Origin of the sequence: Plantibacter sp. VKM Ac-2885, from assembly GCF_015351205.1 — a bacterium.
In the GTDB taxonomy this organism is placed as follows: Bacteria; Actinomycetota; Actinomycetes; order Actinomycetales; family Microbacteriaceae; genus Plantibacter; species Plantibacter auratus.
On the sequence record NZ_JADKSK010000001.1, the window covers coordinates 1,549,498 to 1,569,557 of the forward strand.

17 protein-coding genes and 1 tRNA gene are annotated in these 20,060 nt (G+C 70.1%); 12 read left to right on the top strand and 6 right to left on the bottom strand.

The window, feature by feature from the left end:
* Nucleotides 1-4 precede the first annotated feature (4 nt).
* Nucleotides 5-280 carry a multidrug ABC transporter ATPase gene (locus ITJ66_RS07500; protein WP_124768896.1) on the bottom strand — a complete coding sequence of 92 codons (276 nt, stop codon included), beginning with the start codon at nucleotides 278-280 and terminating at the stop codon, nucleotides 5-7.
* Between the two features lie 135 nt (nucleotides 281-415).
* On the opposite strand from ITJ66_RS07500, the gene ITJ66_RS07505 reads away from it, so the two are divergent.
* Both ITJ66_RS07505 and ITJ66_RS07510 read left to right on the top strand, forming a co-directional pair.
* A complete protein-coding gene (locus ITJ66_RS07505; protein ID WP_079705376.1) occupies nucleotides 416-799 on the top strand; it encodes a cold-shock protein in 384 nt (127 codons plus the stop codon).
* Complete coding sequence (locus tag ITJ66_RS07510) at nucleotides 792-1,484, top strand: DUF3027 domain-containing protein (protein ID WP_194644245.1); 693 nt, start codon at nucleotides 792-794, stop codon at nucleotides 1,482-1,484. Before ITJ66_RS07505 ends, ITJ66_RS07510 begins: the two co-directional genes overlap by 8 nt.
* A gap of 86 nt (nucleotides 1,485-1,570) precedes the next feature.
* On the opposite strand, the gene serC is transcribed toward ITJ66_RS07510, so the two are convergent.
* A complete protein-coding gene (gene serC / locus ITJ66_RS07515) occupies nucleotides 1,571-2,683 on the bottom strand; it encodes a phosphoserine transaminase (protein ID WP_086474368.1) in 1,113 nt (370 codons plus the stop codon).
* A gap of 144 nt (nucleotides 2,684-2,827) precedes the next feature.
* Between serC and ITJ66_RS07520 the strand changes: the two genes are divergently transcribed.
* From ITJ66_RS07520 to ITJ66_RS07545, 6 genes are all read left to right on the top strand, one after another.
* The gene (locus ITJ66_RS07520; protein WP_064296556.1) at nucleotides 2,828-3,529 is read left to right on the top strand and encodes a metal-dependent transcriptional regulator; all 702 of its coding nucleotides are present in this window, start codon (nucleotides 2,828-2,830) and stop codon (nucleotides 3,527-3,529) included.
* A gap of 249 nt (nucleotides 3,530-3,778) precedes the next feature.
* Entirely contained in the window at nucleotides 3,779-4,948 is a 1,170-nt protein-coding gene (locus ITJ66_RS07525) for a CHAP domain-containing protein (RefSeq protein WP_194644247.1), read from the top strand.
* A gap of 428 nt (nucleotides 4,949-5,376) precedes the next feature.
* Nucleotides 5,377-5,874 (top strand): HNH endonuclease, encoded by a 498-nt coding sequence (locus ITJ66_RS07530; RefSeq protein WP_194644249.1) that lies wholly within the window; start codon nucleotides 5,377-5,379, stop codon nucleotides 5,872-5,874.
* 25 nt (nucleotides 5,875-5,899) lie between these two features.
* A tRNA-Arg gene (locus tag ITJ66_RS07535) sits at nucleotides 5,900-5,971 on the top strand.
* 78 nt (nucleotides 5,972-6,049) lie between these two features.
* Nucleotides 6,050-6,892 carry a LysR family transcriptional regulator gene (locus tag ITJ66_RS07540; protein WP_194644251.1) on the top strand — a complete coding sequence of 281 codons (843 nt, stop codon included), beginning with the start codon at nucleotides 6,050-6,052 and terminating at the stop codon, nucleotides 6,890-6,892.
* Between the two features lie 182 nt (nucleotides 6,893-7,074).
* Complete coding sequence (locus ITJ66_RS07545) at nucleotides 7,075-7,728, top strand: ScbR family autoregulator-binding transcription factor (RefSeq protein WP_137242079.1); 654 nt, start codon at nucleotides 7,075-7,077, stop codon at nucleotides 7,726-7,728.
* Nucleotides 7,729-7,944: 216 nt separating this feature from the next.
* Here the strand turns inward: ITJ66_RS07545 and ITJ66_RS07550 are convergent, their stop codons facing one another.
* Together ITJ66_RS07550 and ITJ66_RS07555 are read right to left on the bottom strand one after the other, a co-directional pair.
* Nucleotides 7,945-8,616 carry a response regulator gene (locus tag ITJ66_RS07550; RefSeq protein ID WP_137242078.1) on the bottom strand — a complete coding sequence of 224 codons (672 nt, stop codon included), beginning with the start codon at nucleotides 8,614-8,616 and terminating at the stop codon, nucleotides 7,945-7,947.
* Nucleotides 8,616-10,355 carry an ATP-binding protein gene (locus tag ITJ66_RS07555; RefSeq protein ID WP_194644253.1) on the bottom strand — a complete coding sequence of 580 codons (1,740 nt, stop codon included), beginning with the start codon at nucleotides 10,353-10,355 and terminating at the stop codon, nucleotides 8,616-8,618. The genes ITJ66_RS07550 and ITJ66_RS07555 overlap by 1 nt, the downstream gene beginning before the upstream one ends.
* A 228-nt stretch (nucleotides 10,356-10,583) precedes the next feature.
* Here ITJ66_RS07555 and ITJ66_RS07560 point away from each other — a divergent pair, with 228 nt between their 5' ends.
* Nucleotides 10,584-12,008, top strand: a complete 1,425-nt coding sequence (locus ITJ66_RS07560) for a CitMHS family transporter (protein ID WP_137242074.1) — start codon at nucleotides 10,584-10,586, stop codon at nucleotides 12,006-12,008.
* 19 nt (nucleotides 12,009-12,027) lie between these two features.
* On the opposite strand, the gene ITJ66_RS07565 is transcribed toward ITJ66_RS07560, so the two are convergent.
* Nucleotides 12,028-12,525 carry a LysM peptidoglycan-binding domain-containing protein gene (locus ITJ66_RS07565; RefSeq protein ID WP_161578542.1) on the bottom strand — a complete coding sequence of 166 codons (498 nt, stop codon included), beginning with the start codon at nucleotides 12,523-12,525 and terminating at the stop codon, nucleotides 12,028-12,030.
* A 163-nt stretch (nucleotides 12,526-12,688) separates the two neighbouring features.
* Between ITJ66_RS07565 and ITJ66_RS07570 the strand changes: the two genes are divergently transcribed.
* Nucleotides 12,689-13,723, top strand: coding sequence for a Gfo/Idh/MocA family protein (locus tag ITJ66_RS07570; RefSeq protein ID WP_192018282.1), 1,035 nt, complete (start codon nucleotides 12,689-12,691; stop codon nucleotides 13,721-13,723).
* On the opposite strand, the gene ITJ66_RS07575 is transcribed toward ITJ66_RS07570, so the two are convergent.
* The gene (locus ITJ66_RS07575) at nucleotides 13,686-14,888 is read right to left on the bottom strand and encodes a glycosyltransferase family 1 protein (protein WP_085511022.1); all 1,203 of its coding nucleotides are present in this window, start codon (nucleotides 14,886-14,888) and stop codon (nucleotides 13,686-13,688) included. The genes ITJ66_RS07570 and ITJ66_RS07575 overlap by 38 nt on opposite strands.
* 116 nt (nucleotides 14,889-15,004) lie before the next feature.
* Between ITJ66_RS07575 and ITJ66_RS07580 the strand changes: the two genes are divergently transcribed.
* Nucleotides 15,005-16,219 (top strand): ROK family transcriptional regulator, encoded by a 1,215-nt coding sequence (locus tag ITJ66_RS07580; protein WP_194644255.1) that lies wholly within the window; start codon nucleotides 15,005-15,007, stop codon nucleotides 16,217-16,219.
* A gap of 135 nt (nucleotides 16,220-16,354) precedes the next feature.
* Nucleotides 16,355-20,056, top strand: a complete 3,702-nt coding sequence (locus tag ITJ66_RS07585) for an AAA family ATPase (protein WP_228501525.1) — start codon at nucleotides 16,355-16,357, stop codon at nucleotides 20,054-20,056.
* Nucleotides 20,057-20,060: the final 4 nt, after the last annotated feature.

Below are 20,060 nucleotides of genomic sequence, written 5' to 3' on the forward strand. Positions count from 1 at the left end.
GTCGTCAGCGCGGCGACTGACCGCGGGACTCGCGGGACCGTCGTACGGCACCCACGATGATGAGCGTGATCAGCATCAGGAAGGCGATCGGGAGTCCGACGAGCGGCAGGATCGTCACGACCGGCCAGACGCCGACGGCGAAGTCGCCCTGCTCGAGGCCGGTGGCGGTGCCGACCATCACCGCGACGAACGCGGCGATCGACACGGCGACGATCGTCACGACCATGTAGGCCAGGATCCGTTCGGGCCGCGAGATGCTCGGCGTCTGCTCATCAGTCACGCTCCCAGGATAGAGGCACGCGGCTGCTGCACCGAATAGGCTGGGGGCCGAGGACCGATGGTCCTCTCGATCGCGCTTCCTGCGCGATCACCGCACGGCGCTGCATTTCTGCGCACGACACACAGCGAGGTTCCCATGCCCACCGGCAAGGTCAAGTTCTACGACGAGGAGAAGGGCTTCGGCTTCATCAGCTCTGATGACGGCCAGGAGGTCTTCCTGCACGCTTCCGCACTGCCCGCGGGCACGGCCGGCGTGAAGCCGGGGACGCGGCTCGAGTTCGGCATCGCCGACGGCAAGCGCGGCGCCCAGGCGCTGTCCGTGCGCGTCCTCGAGGCACCGCCCAGCCTCGTCAAGCTGAAGCGCAAGCCGGCCGACGACATGGCGATCATCGTCGAGGACCTCGTGAAGCTTCTCGACGGCATCGGTGGCGACCTGCGCCGCGGCAAGTACCCGAACAGCAGTCACAGCACGAAGATCGCTGCTGTGCTGCGCAAGGTCGCGGACGAGCTGGATGCCTGACGCCGATCAGGAGACCCCCGTCGAGGATCGCGACGTCACAGCCGACACGGACACACGAGCCGAGTCGGACGAGCATCGCTCGGACGCCGGCACCGATGGCGAGTCGACGCCGGCACCCGTGCCGGACGAGACCCTGATCGCCGCCGTGGAGCTCGCGCGCGAAGCGCTGCAGGAGATCACGCCCGCGAGCACGGTCGGTGAGCCGGCCGGGCACGTCGTGGTCGATGATCACGTCGTCTCGCTGCTGTTCGCGAACACGATGGCGGGCTACCCCGGATGGTTCTGGACGGTGACGCTCTCGCGGACCGCCGACGACGCCGCACCCAACGTGCTCGAGACGGAGCTGATGCCCGGCGACGGCGCGTTGCTGGCTCCGCAGTGGGTGCCGTGGTCGGAGCGCCTCGCGGACTACCGCGCCGCGCAGGAGGCAGCGGCAGCGGCTGCGGCTGACGACGCGCTCGACGACGCGGATGACACCGACGAGTTCGACGACGACGATGTCGCGCTGTCCGGGGACCCCCGCGACCGCGACCGCGACGGCATCGAACTCGAGTACGACGAGGACGACGTCGATGCGGCGTCGGACGACTCGGATGACGACGACTCGGACGAGGACGAGGACGAGGACGACTCGGACGAGGACGAGGACTCCGACGAGGACGACGACCGGTTCGAGGACGAGTAGCACTCGCACACCGCGAGAAAGACGAACGGGCGGCCGAACCTCGAGAGGGTTCGACCGCCCGTTCGGCGTTCAGCGGGGGAGACGGATCAGAGCGCCCCGACGACGTGTTCGATGCTCGCGATGAGCTGACGGACGTCTGCGGGGTCGATCGCCGTGAAGGTCGCGACGCGCAGCTGGTTGCGGCCGAGCTTGCGGTAGGGCTCGGTGTCGACGATGCCGTTCGCCCGCAGGGTCTTCGCGACCAGCGCGGCGTCGATGGCGTCGTCGAAGTCGATCGTGACGACGACCTGCGAGCGGTGGTCGGGGTTCGTCACGAACGGCGTCGTGTAGGAGGTGCGCTCGGCCCACTCGTACAGGGCGCCGGAGGACTCGGCCGTCCGTGCCGATGCCCAGGCGAGGCCGCCGTTGCCGTTGATCCACGAGATCTGCTCCTCGAGGAGTACGAGCGTCGACAACGCGGGAGTGTTGAGCGTCTGCTCGAGTCGGGAGTTGTCGACCGCGTTCTTCAGGCTCAGGAACTCCGGGATGTAGCGGCCGCTCGCCGCGATCCGTTCGATGCGCTCGATCGCCGCGGGGGAGCAGAGCGCGAACCACAGGCCGCCGTCGGATGCGAAGTTCTTCTGCGGTGCGAAGTAGTAGACGTCCGCCTGGCTCGCGTCGAAGTCCACACCACCCGCGGCGCTCGTCGCGTCGATCACCGTGAGGGCGCCGGCGTCGCCGGACACGCGTCGCACCGGGGCCATGACGCCGGTCGAGGTCTCGTTGTGCGGCCAGGCGTACACGTCGACGCCCTCGACCACCTCGGGATCGATGCGGGATCCACCCGGTACCTCACGGACGTCCGGAGCGGTGAGCCATGGGGCACCCGCCGCCTTGGCGAACTTGCCGCCGAACTCGCCGAAGACGAGGTTCTGGCTGCGCTGCTCGATGAGGCCGAAGGCGGCCGCGTCCCAGAACGCGGTCGAGCCGCCGTTGCCGACGATGATCTCGTAGCCCTCGGGGGCGCGGAACAAGTCGGCCAGGCCGGCGCGCACGCGGCCGACGAGCTGCTTGACGGGAGCCTGACGGTGGGAGGTGCCGAGGAGGGACAGGCCGGCCTCGGAGAGCGCTGCGATCTGCTCGGGTCGGATCTTGGAGGGGCCGCAGCCGAATCGACCATCGGCGGGCAGAAGGGACGTGGGAATCGTGATCTCCGGCATACGGCGATTCTAGAGGCGGGGGCCTCATGGCGTCGTGCCACGGTGCCCGGATGCGTCCACGCGGGGCGGAGTGGCTTGGCGCGGGAACGTCGCCGCCGCGCACTAGGCTTACCGGGAACGTGCAATCGGGCAGGGAGGGCGTCGATGACCGATTTGATTGACACCACAGAGATGTATCTCCGCACCATTCTGGAGCTCGAGGAGGAGAACATCATCCCGCTTCGTGCGCGGATCTCCGAGCGCCTCGGGCACTCCGGACCGACGGTCTCGCAGACGGTCGGTCGGATGGAGCGCGACGGGCTCGTCGTCGTGTCGGGCGACCGACACCTCGAGCTCACCGAACCGGGCCGACGCAAGGCGGTCCACGTCATGCGGAAGCACCGCCTGGCTGAGCGCCTCCTGAGCGACGTCATCGGGCTCGAGTGGGAGTTCGTCCACGAGGAAGCCTGTCGCTGGGAACACGTCATGAGTGAGCAGGTCGAGCGCAAGCTGCTCGACATGCTCAACCACCCCACCGAGTCGCCGTACGGCACCCCGATCCCCGGACTCGACGAGTTCGGCGACAGCCCCGCCGTCGCCTTCTCGCAGGGCGTCATCAACATCGTCGGCCTCGTCGAAGGACGCTCCGAGCCGGTCACGGCGACGGTCCGACGTCTCGGCGAACCGGCGCAGGTCGACCCCGAACTGCTCCTGCAGCTCAAGCAGGCCGGCGTCATGCCGGGTCGCGCCGGAACCTTCGCGGCAGCGGGCGGCTACGTGCTCGTCACCATCGACGGTGTCGAGGGCGGCCTCGAGCTGCCCAATGAGCTCGCGACGCACATCTTCGTGGAGACCCCTGCCGCGTGAGCATGAGACGCGCATGAGGATTCCCTCATGTGCCCGTTTTCCCGTGATCGAAACGTGACTTTCTGAGGGGTAACCCGTAGGCTGTCACTCGTCCTGAAGGCCATGATCTGGCTCAAGGAAGACGACCGAGGCACCCCCTAGCCCGTCCCTCGGCCACACGAACCGACATCAATCGTCGGATGGGGCTGCGCTATGCCGATCGCCACACCGCGATCGTCGTCGCTCATGCGGGGTGCCGGAGGAATCCACTTGACTGCAGCTGGCGAGAGCGGCCCCGACCAGGCCGAGACGACCCCGAACGTCCCCCTCACCCGGAAGCAGCTCCGACTCCAGGAGCAGGCCGCGACGCAGGCGGAGGCGACCACCCCGTCCCAGTCGGCAACCGACGACGCGCTCGTCGCCGACGTCGCACCGGACGCACCCGTCGAGCACCCCGAGATCGTCCTCGACGATGCCGTGGTCGAGGAGGCCGACGCGGCCGTCACGACCGGTGAGGTCCGTCTGGACGAGCGGCCGCTGACGAAGCCCGCCGCGCCGGAGCCGACGGCCCCGCAATCCTTCACCGTGACGTCCGCCACCGACACCTCGTTCGCGACCGTCGCCCCGCTCCGCACCGGTGCGGACCGCGTCGCCCGCAGTAAGCCCCCCATCAAGCCGACTGCGTCGACGGTCGCCGTGCGCAAGCCGAAGCCGTCCGGAGCCCGACCCGGCTCCGTCCGTGGCGTCGCCACCATGGCCTTCCTCGTGCCGGCCCTGGTCGCCACCGTCGCCCTCCCCGCGTACGCGGCGAGCAGCAGCGCGCAGACCGAGTACGGGACCTCCGCCTCGGAGCAGTTGAAGACCTCAGGTGCCCAGAGCGTCGTCGCTTCCGACAAGGTCGCCGACGCTCCGATCTCGCGCGATCTCTACTCCGCGACGACGCCGGACGAGCTCGCCGAGCGCCAGCGGCAGCTCGATGCCGCTGCAGCTGCCAGCAACGCCACCTACTCGATCACGGTCGGTGCACGCCAGGCGGGCGACGACTACCCCTGGTTCGATCAGGCTTCCGACGACGAGGGTGGCGGGCTCTCGCCCCTGCGCTACTACTACCGCGAGTGCGTGGACTTCGTCGCCTGGCGACTCAACCGCGACGCGGGCACGCCGAGCGGGAACTGGGCCTTCACCTGGGGCAACGGCCTGCCGCCGAGCAGTGCCTACGGCTGGGCCGACTCGTGGCAGTACAACAAGGGGACGAACGCCATCGCCGGCTCCGTCGCATGGTTCAACTACAACCACGTGGCCTACGTACAGTCGGTCAACGCCGACGGGACGGTCACCCTGGAGGAGTACAACTGGGGATCCGCGCGTCACAGCTACAACACGCGCACCATCGCCGCCAGCGCCGTGGCGCTCTACCTCTACCCGCCGGGCGTCGGCTGATCCGACCCGCTCGACCTGGATCGCGTCCCTCCATCGGAGGGACGCGATTCGTCGTCGATGCGCCGTGACCGTTCGCGACCATGCGATGTCCGTCGTCCGAAGCCGAGATGGCGCGGAGGGGAATTCTCCTGCAACGTGCGGAAATCCGGTCGGTGTGGGTTAATCTGGTGCTCTGCAACTCGGAGAGGTTCAGGAGCTGATGCACGCTATACGTCGCCACGTGGTCGCGAATGGTCGCGGCCTCTACGTGCTGCGGCATTCCAGCCAAGCGTGCCGCGGCTCCGCCGTGGGTCAAGAGGGTGCTGTCGTCATGACAGTGCCCTTTTTTGTTCCCCGGAAACGACTCGATCCGGCGCGTCAGGGACGCTGCAGGTGGTGATCGTCGACCGGTCGCGGCAGCCGTCGTGGCCCTTCGGAAGGGAACGTGCATGCGCACACTGGTGTTGAACGCGGGCTATGAGCCGCTCGCGATCGTCTCGTTCAAGCGGGCCCTCGTGCTCGTGATGCATCACAAGGCGACCGTCGTCGAGATCGACTCCTCGCATCCCGTGGTGGCGACGAGCGGATCGTTCGATCGGCCGTCGGTCATCCTGCTCACCAGATACATCCGGATCCCGAACGCACGCAGGGTGCCCGTGACCCGCCGCGGGGTGCTGCGCCGTGACGGCCACCGCTGCGCCTACTGCGGGAAGGCTGCGACGACGATCGACCACGTGCAACCGCGCTCGCGCGGGGGTGTGGACAGCTGGGAGAACCTCGTGGCCTGCTGCCTGCGCTGCAACAACGTGAAGGGCGACCGCACGCCGGTGGAGATGAACTGGAGCCTCCGGGTCTCACCGGGGACGCCGCACGGCTCGCAGTGGATGGTGCGGGGCGTCGAGCGCTCGGAGCCCGACTGGGAGCAGTACCTGGCGCCTGCCGCCTGAGCGACCGGCTAAACTCGATGGGTCAGCCTCTGTAGCTCAATGGAAGAGCAGTTCCGTCCTAAGGAAAGGGTTGGGGGTTCGAGTCCCTCCAGGGGCACTATCGGAGGTACGGTCGTCCATGCGAGCACGGCTTCGCATGTCGGGTAGGGCTGCGAGCACGCCGTAGGCTCGAAGCATGACGCACGACCTCCACCGCCAACTCGAACGCGACGCCATCACCCTTCGTCAGCTGCGGTCGGCCGTGGTCGTCGCGGATGCTCGGACACTCGGCGCCGCGGCGAACCTGCTCGGGGTCGCGCAGCCGAGTCTCGCGCAGCAGCTGCGGCGGCTCGAGGCCGCGCTCGGGGTCGAGCTGTTCAGCGTCCTGGGGGAGGAGTACCGCCCGACGCGTGAGGGGCAGCGCTTCCTGTTGAAGGTCCGTACCTTCATCGACGTCGTCGCCGACATGGATCCCGCGTCACCGGCTCGGCACATCCGGGTCGGCCGGCCGCCGACGACGTGGGACGCGGTCGTCTCCGAGGCCGGCCGCCGCATCGACGTCCCGGCGGTCGCCGTCGCGATCGAACCGGTCGAGCAGCTGCACCTCGTCACCACCGGCCGTCTCGACGCCACCATCGTGCGTCTCCCGATCGAGCTACCGGCCGAGCTCGCCGCCGAGGAGATCGCTGCGCTGCCGCTCGGCGTCGTCATGCGCGCGGCGCACCCGCTGTCGGCGAAGGACGTCATCGAGTGGTCCGATCTCGCCGACCAGGAGCTGCTCCGTCCCGAGCCCGGCAAGGACCCGGCGTACTCGGCCTGGCTGGCCGGCGCGCTCGCGGCGCGCGGTTGGTACCCGCGCTCGCTGACGATCGATGCCGGGAACGACACCCTGTTCCTCGACGCCCTGCGCTTCGGTGAGCGACTCGTCGCCCTCCGTCCGGTGGCCGCGATGCGGGAAGGCGACGGCCTGTGCTGGCGGCCGTTCGCCGACGCGCCTGAGCTCCGCGAGCGGTTCGCCCTGGTCACCCGACGCGAGTGAGTCCGCTCGGTCGCGGTCGGTGATGACACCCTCGATGCGCCCTTTTGCGACCCGACCGGGATCTTCTCGCGATCAAGTCGGTCGACTTGTTCCGAATTTCTGCCGCGTTCGACACCGTCTTCTCAGCTCGGAGTGGGTACGCTTATCCCTGAATCGGGGGATGACAGAAGCAGGAAACGCACATGCCCGAACGACGACCACAGCAGCAACGAGGTCATGAACGACGCCAGACCGTCGTCGAAGGTGCCGCCCGCATGTTCGACCGGGTCGGCTACGGACAGGCGAGCCTGTCGGACATCGCCCGCGAGGCGGGGACGACGCAGGGTTCGCTTTACTTCTACTTCCCCTCGAAAGAGGAACTGGCGATCGCCGTCATCAACGAGCAGAGCACGCGCTCGATCGCTGCGTTGACCGCGCCGACCACCGCGCCCTCGCCGTTCGGCGGGCTGGTCCAGGCCTCCCGCCTCATCACCGAGCAGCTGCTCACCGACCCCATCACGCGCGCCGGCCTGCGGCTGTCGCTCGAGCAGGGCGTCATCCAGGCTCCGACGACCGCGTTCCACGAGCAGTGGATCGCGAGCGTCGAGGAGCGCGTGCAGGCCTCGATCGAGCTCGGTGAGTTGCGGTCTCCGCTCGAGCCGGCGGAACTGGCGAGGTCCTTCGTCGCGTTCTTCACCGGCACGCAGCTCATCTCGAATTTGCTGGCCGGCCGGACCGACCTCCTCAACGCGGTCGACACCATGTGGCGGATCCTCATCGCGGCGGTCATCGTCGCGGATCGCCAGGCCGAGGTGCTCGCCGTCCTCGACGCCGCCTTCGACGCGCAGGACGCCTGAGCGGTCGGGTGCACGTTAGGGGGTAGCCCTGACGCATACGCCGTGAGGTCACCCTAAACTGAATCGGGTGATTAACTCACTTTGCTGATCGTCGTGCGACGACGGATGGATCACGGTGTGCGGGGGCATCCCGCGTTCCATCGGCGAAGAGTTGGTTCACGTGCCGGGCTGGGCGATGTCGTGGGGGGATCGCCCAGCCGACGGCGTGTGGACGGCTCAGCGGCCGATGGCTGACGGCGCGTACCGGTGCTCTGGACGCCCCGTGGTCCCGTACCGCAGCTGCGTCGTCAAGAGACCTCGGGCGGCCAGCGCGGAGAGATACCGTTGCGCCGTCGCGCGTGAGACGCCGACCAGCTCGGCCACTTCGGCGGCCGAGCGCTCGCCGTCCGCCTCCGACACCGCTTCGAGGACGGCCGTCTCCGTCGCGGATCTCGACCGGGTCGTCGCCCCGGCGTCGCCGGAGTGCAGGATGCGCAGGGCGCGCTCGATCGTCTCCTGATCGGCGTTCACCGCCTCGTCGAGGACGTTCCGGAACCGGGCGTAGGCGGCGAGCCGGTCCTGGAGTACCTGAGGCGGGAACGGTTTCACCAGGTACCCGAGGGCTCCTGCACGAAGCGCTCGGCGCACGGACGCACCGTCCGACGCTGCGGAGACGACGATGGTGTCGATCGGGAGGTCCACGAGGAGCTCGAGCCCGTTCCGATCGGGAAGGTAGCCGTCGAGGAGCACGAGGTCGGGTGGCTCGGCGGCGATGCTCCGTGCGGCCTCGGCTGCCGACCCGGCAGGACTGAGCGCACGGAACCCGTCGACCTCGTCGACGATCCGGCAGTGCAGGCGGGCGACGTGGAAGTCGTCGTCGACGACGAGCACGGTGAGATCGGCCGCCATCATCGGTCTCCCGCCATGGACGGCGCCGGCTCGACCGTCCCGGGGAGCCGCGCGCAGAAGACCGCTCCGTGTTCGCCACGGACGCCGGGGGAGGCCAACCAGACGTCCCCGCCTCGACGACGGGCGATGTCGCGTGAGAGGGGCAGACCGAACCCGTGGCCGTGGACGTCGTCCAGGTCGCCGTGGTCGATGGTCGGGGCAGCGGGTGGAGCGTCGTCCTGGCCGGTCGCCGCGACGCCGTCGCCCGAGTCCATCACGGAGCAGTGCAGCTCGGTGCCGTGGTCGAGGACCTCGACCTCCACCCAGGCCGGTCGGACGCGGCCCGCGACGGCCGCGTTCACCGCATTGTCGAGCAGGTTGCCGAGGACGGTGGTCACGTCCTCAGGATCGCACAGGGAGCCGGTGACGAGGGTCTCGGAGCCGATGGTGACCAGCACCCCGCGTTCTGCGGCTTCGACCCCCTTCGCACCGAGGAAGGCCTGGAGGTAGGGCTCGGTGAGGCGGTCCGCGTGTTGGACGGGGTACTTCAGCGGTCCGTGGTCGAGCACGTTGGCGAGATAGTCGCGGGCCTCGGCGTCCTGCCCGGTCTCGAGGAGGCCGGAGATCGCGTGCAACCGGTTCGCGAACTCGTGCCGCTGTGCGCGGAGGGCGGTCGTCATCGTCGCGACCGCGTCGAGCCGCCGGGTGAGCGCTTCGACGTCGGTGCGGTCGCGGACGACGACCACCCGCCCGAGGTCGACGCCGTCCCGGGACACGGGCCGGACGTCGACGAAGAGGACGCGGGACCCGACGACGAGCTGGGCCGAGGTCGGGGTCGCGGAGTCGTCCACGACGAGGTCCACCAGTCGCTCGGGCAGGTCGGGGTCGCCGAACCGGCGCCCCACGACCGCCCCGATGTCGAGGAGCCTGGCCGCCTGATCGGTGCACACCGTCACGATGCCGTCCGGCGAGACACCGAGGACGCCTTCGCCGACCCCACCGAGGACCGCGGCCTGGTTCTGCACGAGCGCGGCGAGTTCCTCCGGTCCGACGCCCAGAGTCAGCCGCCGCAGCCGCCGCCGGATGAGCATCGAAGCGATCAAACCGATCGTCAGCGCGAGCAGCGCTGCGCCCGCGACCAGCAGGGTCTCTCCCACGACGTCGGCGAACACGCGCTGTGGAGCGAACCCGACGCTGATCTCGCCGACGACCTCGCCGGCGCCGGACGAAACCACGGCCCCACCGGTGTCGGAGGACTCGGCGGCGAAGACGGGCACCTTGGCGCGCGCGGACGGGCCGAGGGTGCCGGTCTCCCACGAGACCGACTCCGTCCCGGCCAGGGCCGCTTCCGCACTGGTGCTCACCCGGAGCCCGAGCTGGTCGGGGTCGGGGTGCGCCAGACGGATCCCGCGCTCGTCGGTGATGACCACGAACAGCGCCCCGGTCCGTGCGCTGACCTCACTGCCGAGCTCCTGCAGGGGGCCCGTCCGGAGGTCGGCCGCCGCCGGCGTCCCCGGGGTGCGCGCCTCGAGCGTCACGGCGGTGCGGACGTCGGGATCGCTCGCGACACTCTGGGCGATCGCGAGGGCGGTGGACTGGGCTTCGTGCACGAGGCGCTCGCTGCTCATCCAGGCGAACACGCCCGTGCACACGGCGACGACCGCGATGACGACGACCAGCTGCAGCACGAGCACCTGCGCCGCGAAGCTGGAGCGCCCGCCCCGTCGCCGACCTGGCAGCTCCGCTTCCTCGCCGATCATGGCTCCGATCGTACGTCGCCGGGGCGATGGGCGGCGTCGACCGCGTGATGAGCAGAATGCGCAGAAGGTGGTGTAACCCGCAGATCCGAGCCGAACGCCCACAAGCGAGACAGCTCCGTGCCGCTCCCGTACGGTTCCGGGAACGCCCGCCGCGCTCGGTCCATCGCCCGTGTCGCCGCGCGGCGTCCCGTCGTGCACACCGCGGTGCACGCAGACGAAGGAGTCGACATGCTGGTCATTCTCGGATTCGCGATGATCCTCACCTTCATGGTGCTGATCATGACGAAGCGCCTCACCCCGATGGTGGCGCTCATCATCGTCCCCACGGTCTTCGGGCTGTTCGCCGGCGCCGGACTCGGGCTCGGCGACATGGTCATCGAGGCGATCGGCAGCCTCGCTCCGACCGCCGCCCTGTTGATGTTCGCGATCATGTACTTCGGGATCATGATCGACGTCGGGCTCTTCGACCCGCTCGTCCGGTTCATCGTCCGTGCGCTGGGCAACGACCCGGCGAAGATCGTCGTCGGTACGGCCCTCCTGGCGGGCGCGGTGTCACTCGACGGCGACGGGTCGACGACCTTCATCGTGACGACCGCCGCGATGCTGCCGATCTACCTGCGGCTCGGCATGAACCCGGTCGTCCTCACCTGCGTCGCCGGGCTCGCGAACGGCACGCTCAACATCGTCCCGTGGGGTGGGCCGACCGTCCGCGCTGCCTCGGCCCTGGGCGTCTCGCCCACCGAGATCTTCGTCCCGATGCTGCCGTCGCTCGCCGCCGGCCTCGTCCTCGTGTTCGCCTTCGCCTGGTTCCTGGGGCTGGGGGAGCGCAAGCGCCTCGCGGGCGTCGACCTCCTCGGCGACGGTGCCTCCGGCGTCGCAGCACCGGCTTCGGGTTCCGGGCCCGCCGACCACCCGCTCACCGGTGGCATGTCGACGACCTTCTCGACCAGTGCCCGTGGGCGCCTCGCGACCCTCGTCCGCCCCGACGACACGGCCATGGCCGACACGATGCTCGACCCCGAGCGCGACACCCTGCGCCCGCGACTCATCTGGGTCAACCTCGTGCTCACGGTCGCGGTCATGACGTTGCTCGTGCTCGACCTCGTCCCGTTGCCCTACGTGTTCATGGTCGGCACCGCCATCGCCCTCCTGGTGAACTTCCCGAGGCTCGCGCAGCAGTCCAAGGAGATCGTCGCACACGCCCCGAGCATCGTCGGCGTGGTATCGATGGTGCTCGCGGCCGGTGTGCTGATCGGTGTCCTCAACGGGACCGGCATGGTCACCGCCATGGCCGACTGGATCGTCGACATCATCCCGACGGAGCTCGGTCCGTTCCTCGCGGTCATCACCGGGGTGCTCAGTATCCCGATGACGTTCTTCATGAGCAACGACGCGTTCTACTTCGGCATCCTGCCGGTGCTGGCCGAGAGCGCCTCGACCTTCGGCATCGAACCGGTCGAGATGGCGCGTGCGTCGATCACCGGTCAGCCGGTCCACCTGCAGAGCCCGCTCGTGCCGGCCATCCTCCTGCTCGTCTCGCTCGCCAGCGTGAACCTCGGCGACCACCACAAGAAGGTCCTGTGGCGCGCCGCGATCGTCTCGCTCGTGATGCTCGTCGTCGGCGTGCTCGTCGGCACCATCCCGTTCGGCTGACACCGGCGGGCGCCGAGGCTCAACGCGTGGTCGTCCAGTCGAGGTTGACGATGTCGCCGATGTAGATGTCGAGTCCGAGGCCGGGGATCGACGGGTTCATGCGGAGCAGCTGCTGCTGCGGCAGGTCGAAGCGCTGCGCGATGTCGAAGAACACGTCGCCGGCGACCACCGTGTAGGTGAGCGGGTTGCCATCGGCGTCCGAGACGACCGGACCGAGCGCGCCGTCCCGCGGCCCGAGGTCGAACGCGGGGCCCTCCGGAAGGGGTTCCGCCGGTTCCGCCGGCGCGTTCGGCACGATCGGCGCCGGTTCAGGAGGCAGGGCGTCGCGCGCGGTCGAGGTGGGGACCGGGGCGACCGAGGGCGACGGGTCGGGCTGCTGGGTGACGACGACCGTCACCGGAGGCGGGGCCGGCTCCGAGACGCAGCCGCTCAGGGCGAGGAGACCGACGACGCCGATCGCGAGGTTCCGGGCGTGCGACAGCGCACGTCGACGTCCGGTCGATTCCTTCGGCCCCACAACGCATCCCCCCAGGATGGACCGGGCCTCAGCGCGGTCGGCGGGGCTCGGTCGAACCCTCAGCCTACGGCGAGGCGCCGCGAGCCCGAGCAGGGCTAGCCCCGAAATCCCGAGCGCCGGAGGCCCTCCAGTAGGCTGCTGGAACGCGCATCGAAGGAGAGCCATGACGGAGCAGGACATCGACCGGACCGGAACGGGAACCCCCGCGGCAGAACCGTCCACCGGCTTGCGATGGGGCATCCTCGGCCCCGCCGGCGTCGCGAAGAGCTTCACCGCCGACCTCCGACGGCACGGATTCGACGTCCGAGCCGTCGCCTCGCGATCCGCCGAGACCGCCGCCTCGTTCGCCGCCGAGTTCGACATCCCGAACGTCCACGTGGGGTACGAGGCACTCGCCGCCGACCCCGAGGTCGACGTGATCTACATCGCGACCCCGCACCCGTTCCACGCCGAGCAGGCGGTGTTGGCGCTCGACGCCGGGAAGCACGTCCTCATCGAGAAGCCCTTCACCCTCAACGCCGCCGAGGCGCAGGCGGTCGTGGCGCTCGCCGCGGAGCGTGGCCTGGTCGTCCTCGAGGCGATGTGGACCCGGTTCCTCCCGCACATGGTCCGGCTCCGCGAGCTGCTTGCCGACGGCGTCATCGGGCAGCCGCGCAGCCTCGTCGCCGATCACACCCAACTGCTCTCGGACGACCCGGAGCACCGCATGAACAACCTCGAGCTGGGCGGCGGCGCGCTGCTCGACCTCGGCGTGTACCCGGTCTCCTTCGCATCGTCCGTCTTCGGGACCCCGACGACGATCCAGGCCACGGCCGCGCTCCGCGACACGGGGGCGGACATGCAGGTCGCGACCCTCTTCGGCTACGCGGACGGCCAGGTGGCGAACACCCTGTCGGCGAGCAACACCGTCGGCCCGAACCGCGCGGCCATCGTCGGGACCGACGGCTGGATCGAGTTCGACCGCGTCTGGTACACGGCGACGACCTTCCGGGTGTTCGGCACCGACGGCGAGGTCGTGGAGACCTACCGTTCCGAGGTGGACGGCCGTGGGATGCACTTCCAGGCGTGGGAGCTCGAACGGCTCGCCTCCGAGGGCCGCCTCTCCGGTGACATCATGCCGCTCGCCGAGACGGTCGCGATCATGGAGACCCTCGACGAGGTCAGGCGCCAGATCGGCGTCCGGTACCCGGGCGAGTGACCCGAGGCACCTGAACACGCGGGTCGAGACCACTCCGCCGTGCCCGAGCGCCCTCGTGCAGCTCGATGGCGTCACTGTAGTGCCCGATCAGGGCGCTGCTGACGCTCTTCCAGCTGCGCGGCAGGACGCCTGCCCGAGCCGCGGCACCGAACGCCGCCCGCTTCACCTCGTCGCCAACGAGGTCCTGGACGAACCCGCGCAGCTGTTCGAGCCTGCCGGGTTCGTAGAGCCACCCGGTGCGGCTGGAGTCCACGAGGTCGACCGGCCCACCTCGACCGGTCGCGACGACGGGTACGCCAGAGGCCATCGCCTCCTGGATGGTCTGGCAGAAGGTCTCCGACTCGCCGGGGTGGACGAACACGTCCAGTCCCGCCATCGCGACCGCCAGCTCCTCGCCGCCCAGGAATCCGGTGAAGACCGCGTTCGGGAGCCGCTGTTCGAGCGAGGCACGCAGCGGCCCCTCGCCGACGATGACGAGCTTGACGCCCGGGAGCCCACCGAGCACAGCGAGGTCCTCGACCTGCTTCTCGGCCGCGAGCCGACCGACGTAGCCCACGATCCGTTCGCCGCCGGGAGCGACGGAACGACGCCAGGCCTCGCTGCGCCGCTCCGGGGAGAACCGCACGGCGTCGACGCCGCGCACCCACAGGCGGACCCGCGGGATGGCGTGCGCCTCCAGCTGAGCGATCGACTGCCGTGACGGCGCGAGCGTGAGCGTCGACCGGCCGTGGAGGCGCTCGACGTGCTGCCACAGCAACGCTTCGGCGACCGGGAATCCGTACCGTCCGGCGTAGGCCGGGATGTCGGTCTGGTACACGGCGACGGTCGGGACGCCTAGGCGCTCGGCGGCTTGGACACCGCGCCAGCCGAGGACGAACGGCGAGGCCAGGTGCACCACGTCGGGGCGGAAGCCGCGGAGGAGCTCCGTGATCCGGCCGACCCCGCCGGCGGCGACCCGCACGTTCCGGTAGCGGGGGAGCGGGATCGACGGGACGCCGTCCACCCGGAAGCCCTCGTGGAGTCGCGGCGTCGAGGCTCCGGCGCCGGGGGCGATGACGAGCACCTCGTCCCCTCGGTCCGCGAAGTGCTCCATGATGCGGAGCAGGGAGTGGGTGACGCCGTTCATCTGCGGCAGGAACGACTCGGTCACGATTGCGATCCTCACACCCATGATGCTCCGCGTCGTACGGGTCGCAGCGGTGCCCGGCGGGCGACGTGTCGGTGACCATCGGGTGACATCGCGGTGCCGCACGATGAGGCGCAGCCTGCTTTACTTATCGCATGAGTGCTGGTGGATTCGGAAGCGGCGGCGGGATCGCGTCGGAGCGGATCGAATCCTTCTCGTACACCCCGGCGCGGCGGCTGCGGCCGAATGCGAAGGTCCTGCCGGAGCACGCCCGTGGTCACAACCGGGCGCTCGTCCTCCAGACCCTCTTCGCCAGCGGGGCCATGAGTCGCGCCGACATCGCCCGAGCCACCGGCCTGACCCGGGTGAGCATCTCCGACCTCGTCGCCTCGCTCATCGCGGACAACCTCATCGTCGAGGTCGGCCTCCGCGAGACCTCTCGCCCGGGCAAGCCCGCCACGCTCATCGACATCAACCGCGACGAGTTCCAGATCGTCGGCCTCGACCTCTCCGACACCGAGGTGTTCAGAGGTGCTGTGCTGACCCTCGACGGCGAGGTCGTGACGATGCTCGAGGTGCCGCTCGACGGTGCCACGGGGGTGGACGCGATCGCGAAGGCCGTCGCGCTCGCCGCAGACCTCGTCGAGGAGGCGACGGTCGAGGTGCTGGGCATCGGGGTCGGTTCGCCCGGCGTCGTCGACATGACCGGCACGGTCCGCAGCGCCCCGAACCTCGGCTGGACCGACGTCGACCTCCAGGGGGCGATCGAGCAGGTCGCCCAGGTGCCGGTCCTCGTCGCGAACGACGCCAATGCCGCGGTGCTCGCGGAGTACAGCTTCGGCGGGGCGGACGGCGACCTCATGCTCGTGAGCGTCGGGAACGGCGTCGGGGCGGGGCTGCTCGTGGGTGGCCACCCGCTCTTCGGGAGCCGGTTCGCCGCCGGTGAGATCGGCCACGTGGTCGTCGGCACCGACGGCGGGCCGCTGTGCGCCTGCGGGAAGCGCGGGTGCCTCGAGGCCTGGCTCGCCGTGCCGCACCTGCGCGAGCTCCTCGCGGCGGCCGAGGCGAGCGATCTTCCGACCGCGGAGGTCGAGCAGCGTCGCGAGGAGATCCTGCGCGCCGCGGGGGAGCGCCTCGGTGTCTCGCTCGCCGCGATCGTCGGTGCGCTGAACCTCTCGGAGATCGTCGTGAGCGGCCCGGAGGAGTTGCTCGCCGGCGTGCTCCTCGACGCGGCGATCGAGACCGTGCGGGCGCGCACGATGACCGAGTTCCACGGCGGCGTGCAGATCCGGATGAGCGAGCAGGGCGCCGACATCGTCCTGCGCGGCACCGCGGTGATGGTGCTCTCCGGCCTCCTCGGCGTCTCCTGACCCTCGGACGACGCGCGCGTCGCACATTTCCTCGGCGGACTCGGCGAAAAACCGCACCGCTTCCCGGTGTTTCCACTACCGGGCACGTATGGTGCAAGTGTGTGGCGGCTAGAGAAGAGACGGGATGACGGCGACGTGACGTCCGGAGTCGAACGGGAAGCAGCGGAGGCGCAACTCCGCGAGGGTCCCGTGGCGGCATCGGCAGGCGTGGTCGACACGGCGCTGCACGCCTGGCGTCGGCAGCTCAGCACGGTCGGCGGCCCATCGCCGCTGCTCCACTTCGTGGACGCCCCGACGACCCGGGTGGAGCTCAGCTCGACGCATCCCGGTGGTCTGCCGCAGTTCATCTCGGGCAAGTCGACGCTGCTGTCGAACCTCATCCGCGACGAGATCGCGCTCCGCGGTGCGAAGCGCGCCGCCGACCGCATCACGACGAAGGGCATCGAGCTCTCCACCGTCCGCGGCATCGACGCCGTCCACCTCGCCGTCGGTCTCGCCCAGTGGACGCACCAGGGTGAGGACTTCAGCGCGCCGGTCCTGCTCCGGCCGCTGGCCATCCGCCGGTACGGTCGCGACTACGAGGTCAAGCTGCGCGGCGCCACGACCGCGAACCCGGAACTCGTCCGCGCCCTCCGCGAGCAGTTCGGCATCGTCCTCGATCCCGACGAGTTCGTCGCGCTGAGCGAATCGGGCGGGGTCTTCAAGCCGCAGCCCGTCATCGACCGCCTCCGCTCGCTCGCCGCGGGGCTCGAATGGTTCACCGTCCAGCCGCGTCTGCTCGTCTCGTCGTTCGCCGCCGTCGGTCACTCCCTGCTCGACGATGCCGCCAAGCTCGACCACCCGATCCTCGACGCCGTCGCCGGCGACGAGGGTGCGGTCGGCCTCGTGCGCAGCAGCTTCACGCCCGTCGACGCGCCGGGCCAGGACGACCGCCCGCCGTCGACCGACACCCTGCTGCTCGACGCGGACGTCGAGCAGGAGAACGTCATCGCGCAGATCGGTGCCGGCAACTCGCTCGTCGTCACGACGCTTCCGGGCACGGGCGGCACGCAGACCATCGTGAACGCGATCGGCGTGCTCGCGTCGCAGCACAAGCGCGTCCTCGTCGTCAGCCCGCGCCGCTCCACGCTCGAGGGCATCCGCCACCGCCTGACCAAGGTCGGTCTGCCCGGGCTGTGCGCCTCGCCGTCGACCCTCCGCCGCGACCTCATCCAGGCGATCACGCGTAACGAGCGGGCGATCCCGCCGCAGGTCGGCGAGGTCGACGACGCGCTCGTCCGGCTGCGTCGGGTCCTCATCGACTACCGCACCTCGCTGCAGGCGAAGGACCCCGATCTGCGGGTCTCGGTCATCGACGCACTCGAAGCGCTCTCGAAGCTCTCCAAGCTGCCGCACCCTCCGGGAACCCTGGTCCGACTCGACCGCCAGACGCTCGTCGGACTCGCAGCGGGCCGCTCCCGCGCGGCGGAGGCGCTCGAAGGCGCGGCCGCCCTCGGTGAATTCCGCTACGGACCGGGCGACTCGCCCTGGTACGGCGCGTCGTTCGACACGACCGCGGAAGCCCAGGAGACCCACGACCTCGCCAAGCGCCTGCACCGTAAGGACCTGCCGCAGCTCCTGGAGCGCGCGTACGGGCTCATCGGGCAGACGCAGATGCGGCCGTTCGAGTCCATCGACGAGCTGGGCATCTACCTGCGACTCCTCGCGGACATCCGGGAGACGCTCGACCGCTTCCAGCCCGACGTCTTCGACCGGTCGCTCGCCGACCTGATCGTCGCGACGAGCCCGCGGAAAGACTCCGCCGCGATGTCGTCGGCGAGCCGTCGGCGACTGAAAGCCCTGGCGAAGGAGTACCTGCGGCCCGGCGCACACGTGCCCGACATGAACGCCGCCCTCCGTCGGATCCAGCAGCAGCGCACCCTGTGGCAGCGTTACGTGACGACCGGCGCGCCGCCCGAGGTGCCGCTCGGCATCGCGGACGTCGAGCAGGCGTACCAGACGGTCGCCGCGAAGCTCGAGCTGGTCGACCAGCCGCTCGGCATCGCCGACACCCCGGACCGCCTCGGACGCCTCGCGATCCCGAGTCTCGTCCGCACGATCTCCGAACTCGCCGCCGAGTCGGAGGTCCTCCACAACCTCCAGGAGCGCACCGCGATCCTCGCCGGCCTCCGCGAGCAGGGTCTCGGCGAGCTCATCATCGACCTGTCCCAGCGGCATGTGCCGCGGACGCGGCTCGCCGACGAGCTCGAACTCGCGTGGTGGCAGTCGATGCTCGAACTCGTGCTCACCGAGGATCGCGGTCTGCTCGGCGCGAACACGAGCGTCGTCGAGCGTCTCGAGTCCGACTTCCGGCTGGTGGACGAGGCGCACGCCTCCGCCTCCGGGCAGCTCCTCGCCTCGCTCCTGGCCGACACCTGGAAGATCGGTCTCGTCGACCACGCCACCGAAGGCATGGCGCTCCGATCGCTCCTCAAGCGCGATCGACCGCTCCGAGCGGCCGAGCTCGAGCAGGCGGCCCCGACGCTGTCGCGCGTCCTCGCGCCGGTCTGGCTCGTCTCGCCGTACGAGGTGCCTCGCATCCCCGAGAGCGCGTCTTTCGACGCCGTCTTCCTCGTCGACGCGGGGGCGACGCTCCTCGCCGAGAACGTGGACGCCATCCGTCGTGCGCGTCAGGTCGTCGCCTTCGGTGACCCCGTCACGCAGAGTCCGTCGCCCTTCGAGATCCGTCTGACGGATCAGGAGGCGACCCCCGAGCAGCACGCCGACATCGCCGAACTGCACCGTGAGTCGGCGCTCGAACAGCTGAGCTCGGTCCTGCCGACCCTCATGCTCACGCGCTCCTACCGCGCGGGAGGCGAGGACCTCGCAGAACTCGTCAACGAGCGGTTCTACGGCGGCCAGATCGACTCCCTGCCCTGGGCGGGTTCGTTCCTGGGCCACGGCAGCCTGAGCCTCGACTACGTGCCCGGCGGGCTCGGCATGCCCGACCCGGTCACCGGAGCGGTGGAGAGCGTCGACGTCGAGGTCGAACGGGTCGTGGAACTCGTCCTCGAGCACGCCTCGAACCGGCCGAAGGAATCCCTGATGGTCGTGACCGCGAGCGACAAGCACGCGGTCCGGGTCCAGCAGGCGGTCCTCGCAGCGTTCTCCCGTCGTGCCGACCTCTCCGACTTCCTCCTGCGCGAGCGGGCGGAACCGTTCACCGTCCTGACGCTCGAGCAGTCCGTGGCCGAGAGCCGCGACCGCGTCATCTTCTCGATCGGGTACGGCCTCACGCCGCACGGACGGGTCCTGTCCGACTTCGGCGCGCTGGGTCAGCCCGGCGGCGACCGGCTGCTCGCGGTCGGCATGACACGCGCACGGCGGTCCATGGTGATCGTCTCGTGTGTCCGCCCCGAGGACCTCGACCAGAACCGGATCCAGCACGGCATCCTCGCGCTCGCACGCATCCTCACGGACACGTCGCGACGCGCCTCCGAGGATCAGGCGACGCACGAGGCCGAGCCGATGCTCGTCGACCTCGCGACGCGCCTGGAGACGCTCGGGATGCGGGTCGACATGGGCTACCGCGGCAAGCTCGCCCTGGTCGCCTCGTGGGGTGGCCGAGCCGTCGTCGTCGAGTGCGACGAGGAACTGGGTGACGCGAGCCTCCGGGAGTCGCTGCGGCTCCGTCCCGACGTCCTGCGCCGCCTCGGCTGGCACTACGTCCGCGTGCACAGCTTCGACCTCTTCGCCGACGCCGAGGCGGTCGCGCAGCGCGTGGCCGGTGTGCTCGGGCTGAACACGACCGAGCACCTCGACACCGCGCCGATCGCCGTGCAGGTCCCACGCCACTGATGGT

Bases quoted from the DNA above. Each gene is read 5' to 3' on its own strand.
- ITJ66_RS07555 (WP_194644253.1), bottom strand. From the start codon at position 10,355: ATGATCGGCGAGGAAGCGGAGCTGCCAGGTCGGCGACGGGGCGGGCGC.
- ITJ66_RS07505 (WP_079705376.1), top strand. From the start codon at position 416: ATGCCCACCGGCAAGGTCAAGTTCTACGACGAGGAGAAGGGCTTCGGC.
- ITJ66_RS07560 (WP_137242074.1), top strand. From the start codon at position 10,584: ATGCTGGTCATTCTCGGATTCGCGATGATCCTCACCTTCATGGTGCTG.
- ITJ66_RS07570 (WP_192018282.1), top strand. From the start codon at position 12,689: ATGACGGAGCAGGACATCGACCGGACCGGAACGGGAACCCCCGCGGCA.
- ITJ66_RS07540 (WP_194644251.1), top strand. From the start codon at position 6,050: ATGACGCACGACCTCCACCGCCAACTCGAACGCGACGCCATCACCCTT.
- ITJ66_RS07510 (WP_194644245.1), top strand. From the start codon at position 792: ATGCCTGACGCCGATCAGGAGACCCCCGTCGAGGATCGCGACGTCACA.
- ITJ66_RS07545 (WP_137242079.1), top strand. From the start codon at position 7,075: ATGCCCGAACGACGACCACAGCAGCAACGAGGTCATGAACGACGCCAG.
- ITJ66_RS07580 (WP_194644255.1), top strand. From the start codon at position 15,005: ATGAGTGCTGGTGGATTCGGAAGCGGCGGCGGGATCGCGTCGGAGCGG.
- ITJ66_RS07530 (WP_194644249.1), top strand. From the start codon at position 5,377: ATGCGCACACTGGTGTTGAACGCGGGCTATGAGCCGCTCGCGATCGTC.
- serC (WP_086474368.1), bottom strand. From the start codon at position 2,683: ATGCCGGAGATCACGATTCCCACGTCCCTTCTGCCCGCCGATGGTCGA.
- ITJ66_RS07520 (WP_064296556.1), top strand. From the start codon at position 2,828: ATGACCGATTTGATTGACACCACAGAGATGTATCTCCGCACCATTCTG.
- ITJ66_RS07550 (WP_137242078.1), bottom strand. From the start codon at position 8,616: ATGGCGGCCGATCTCACCGTGCTCGTCGTCGACGACGACTTCCACGTC.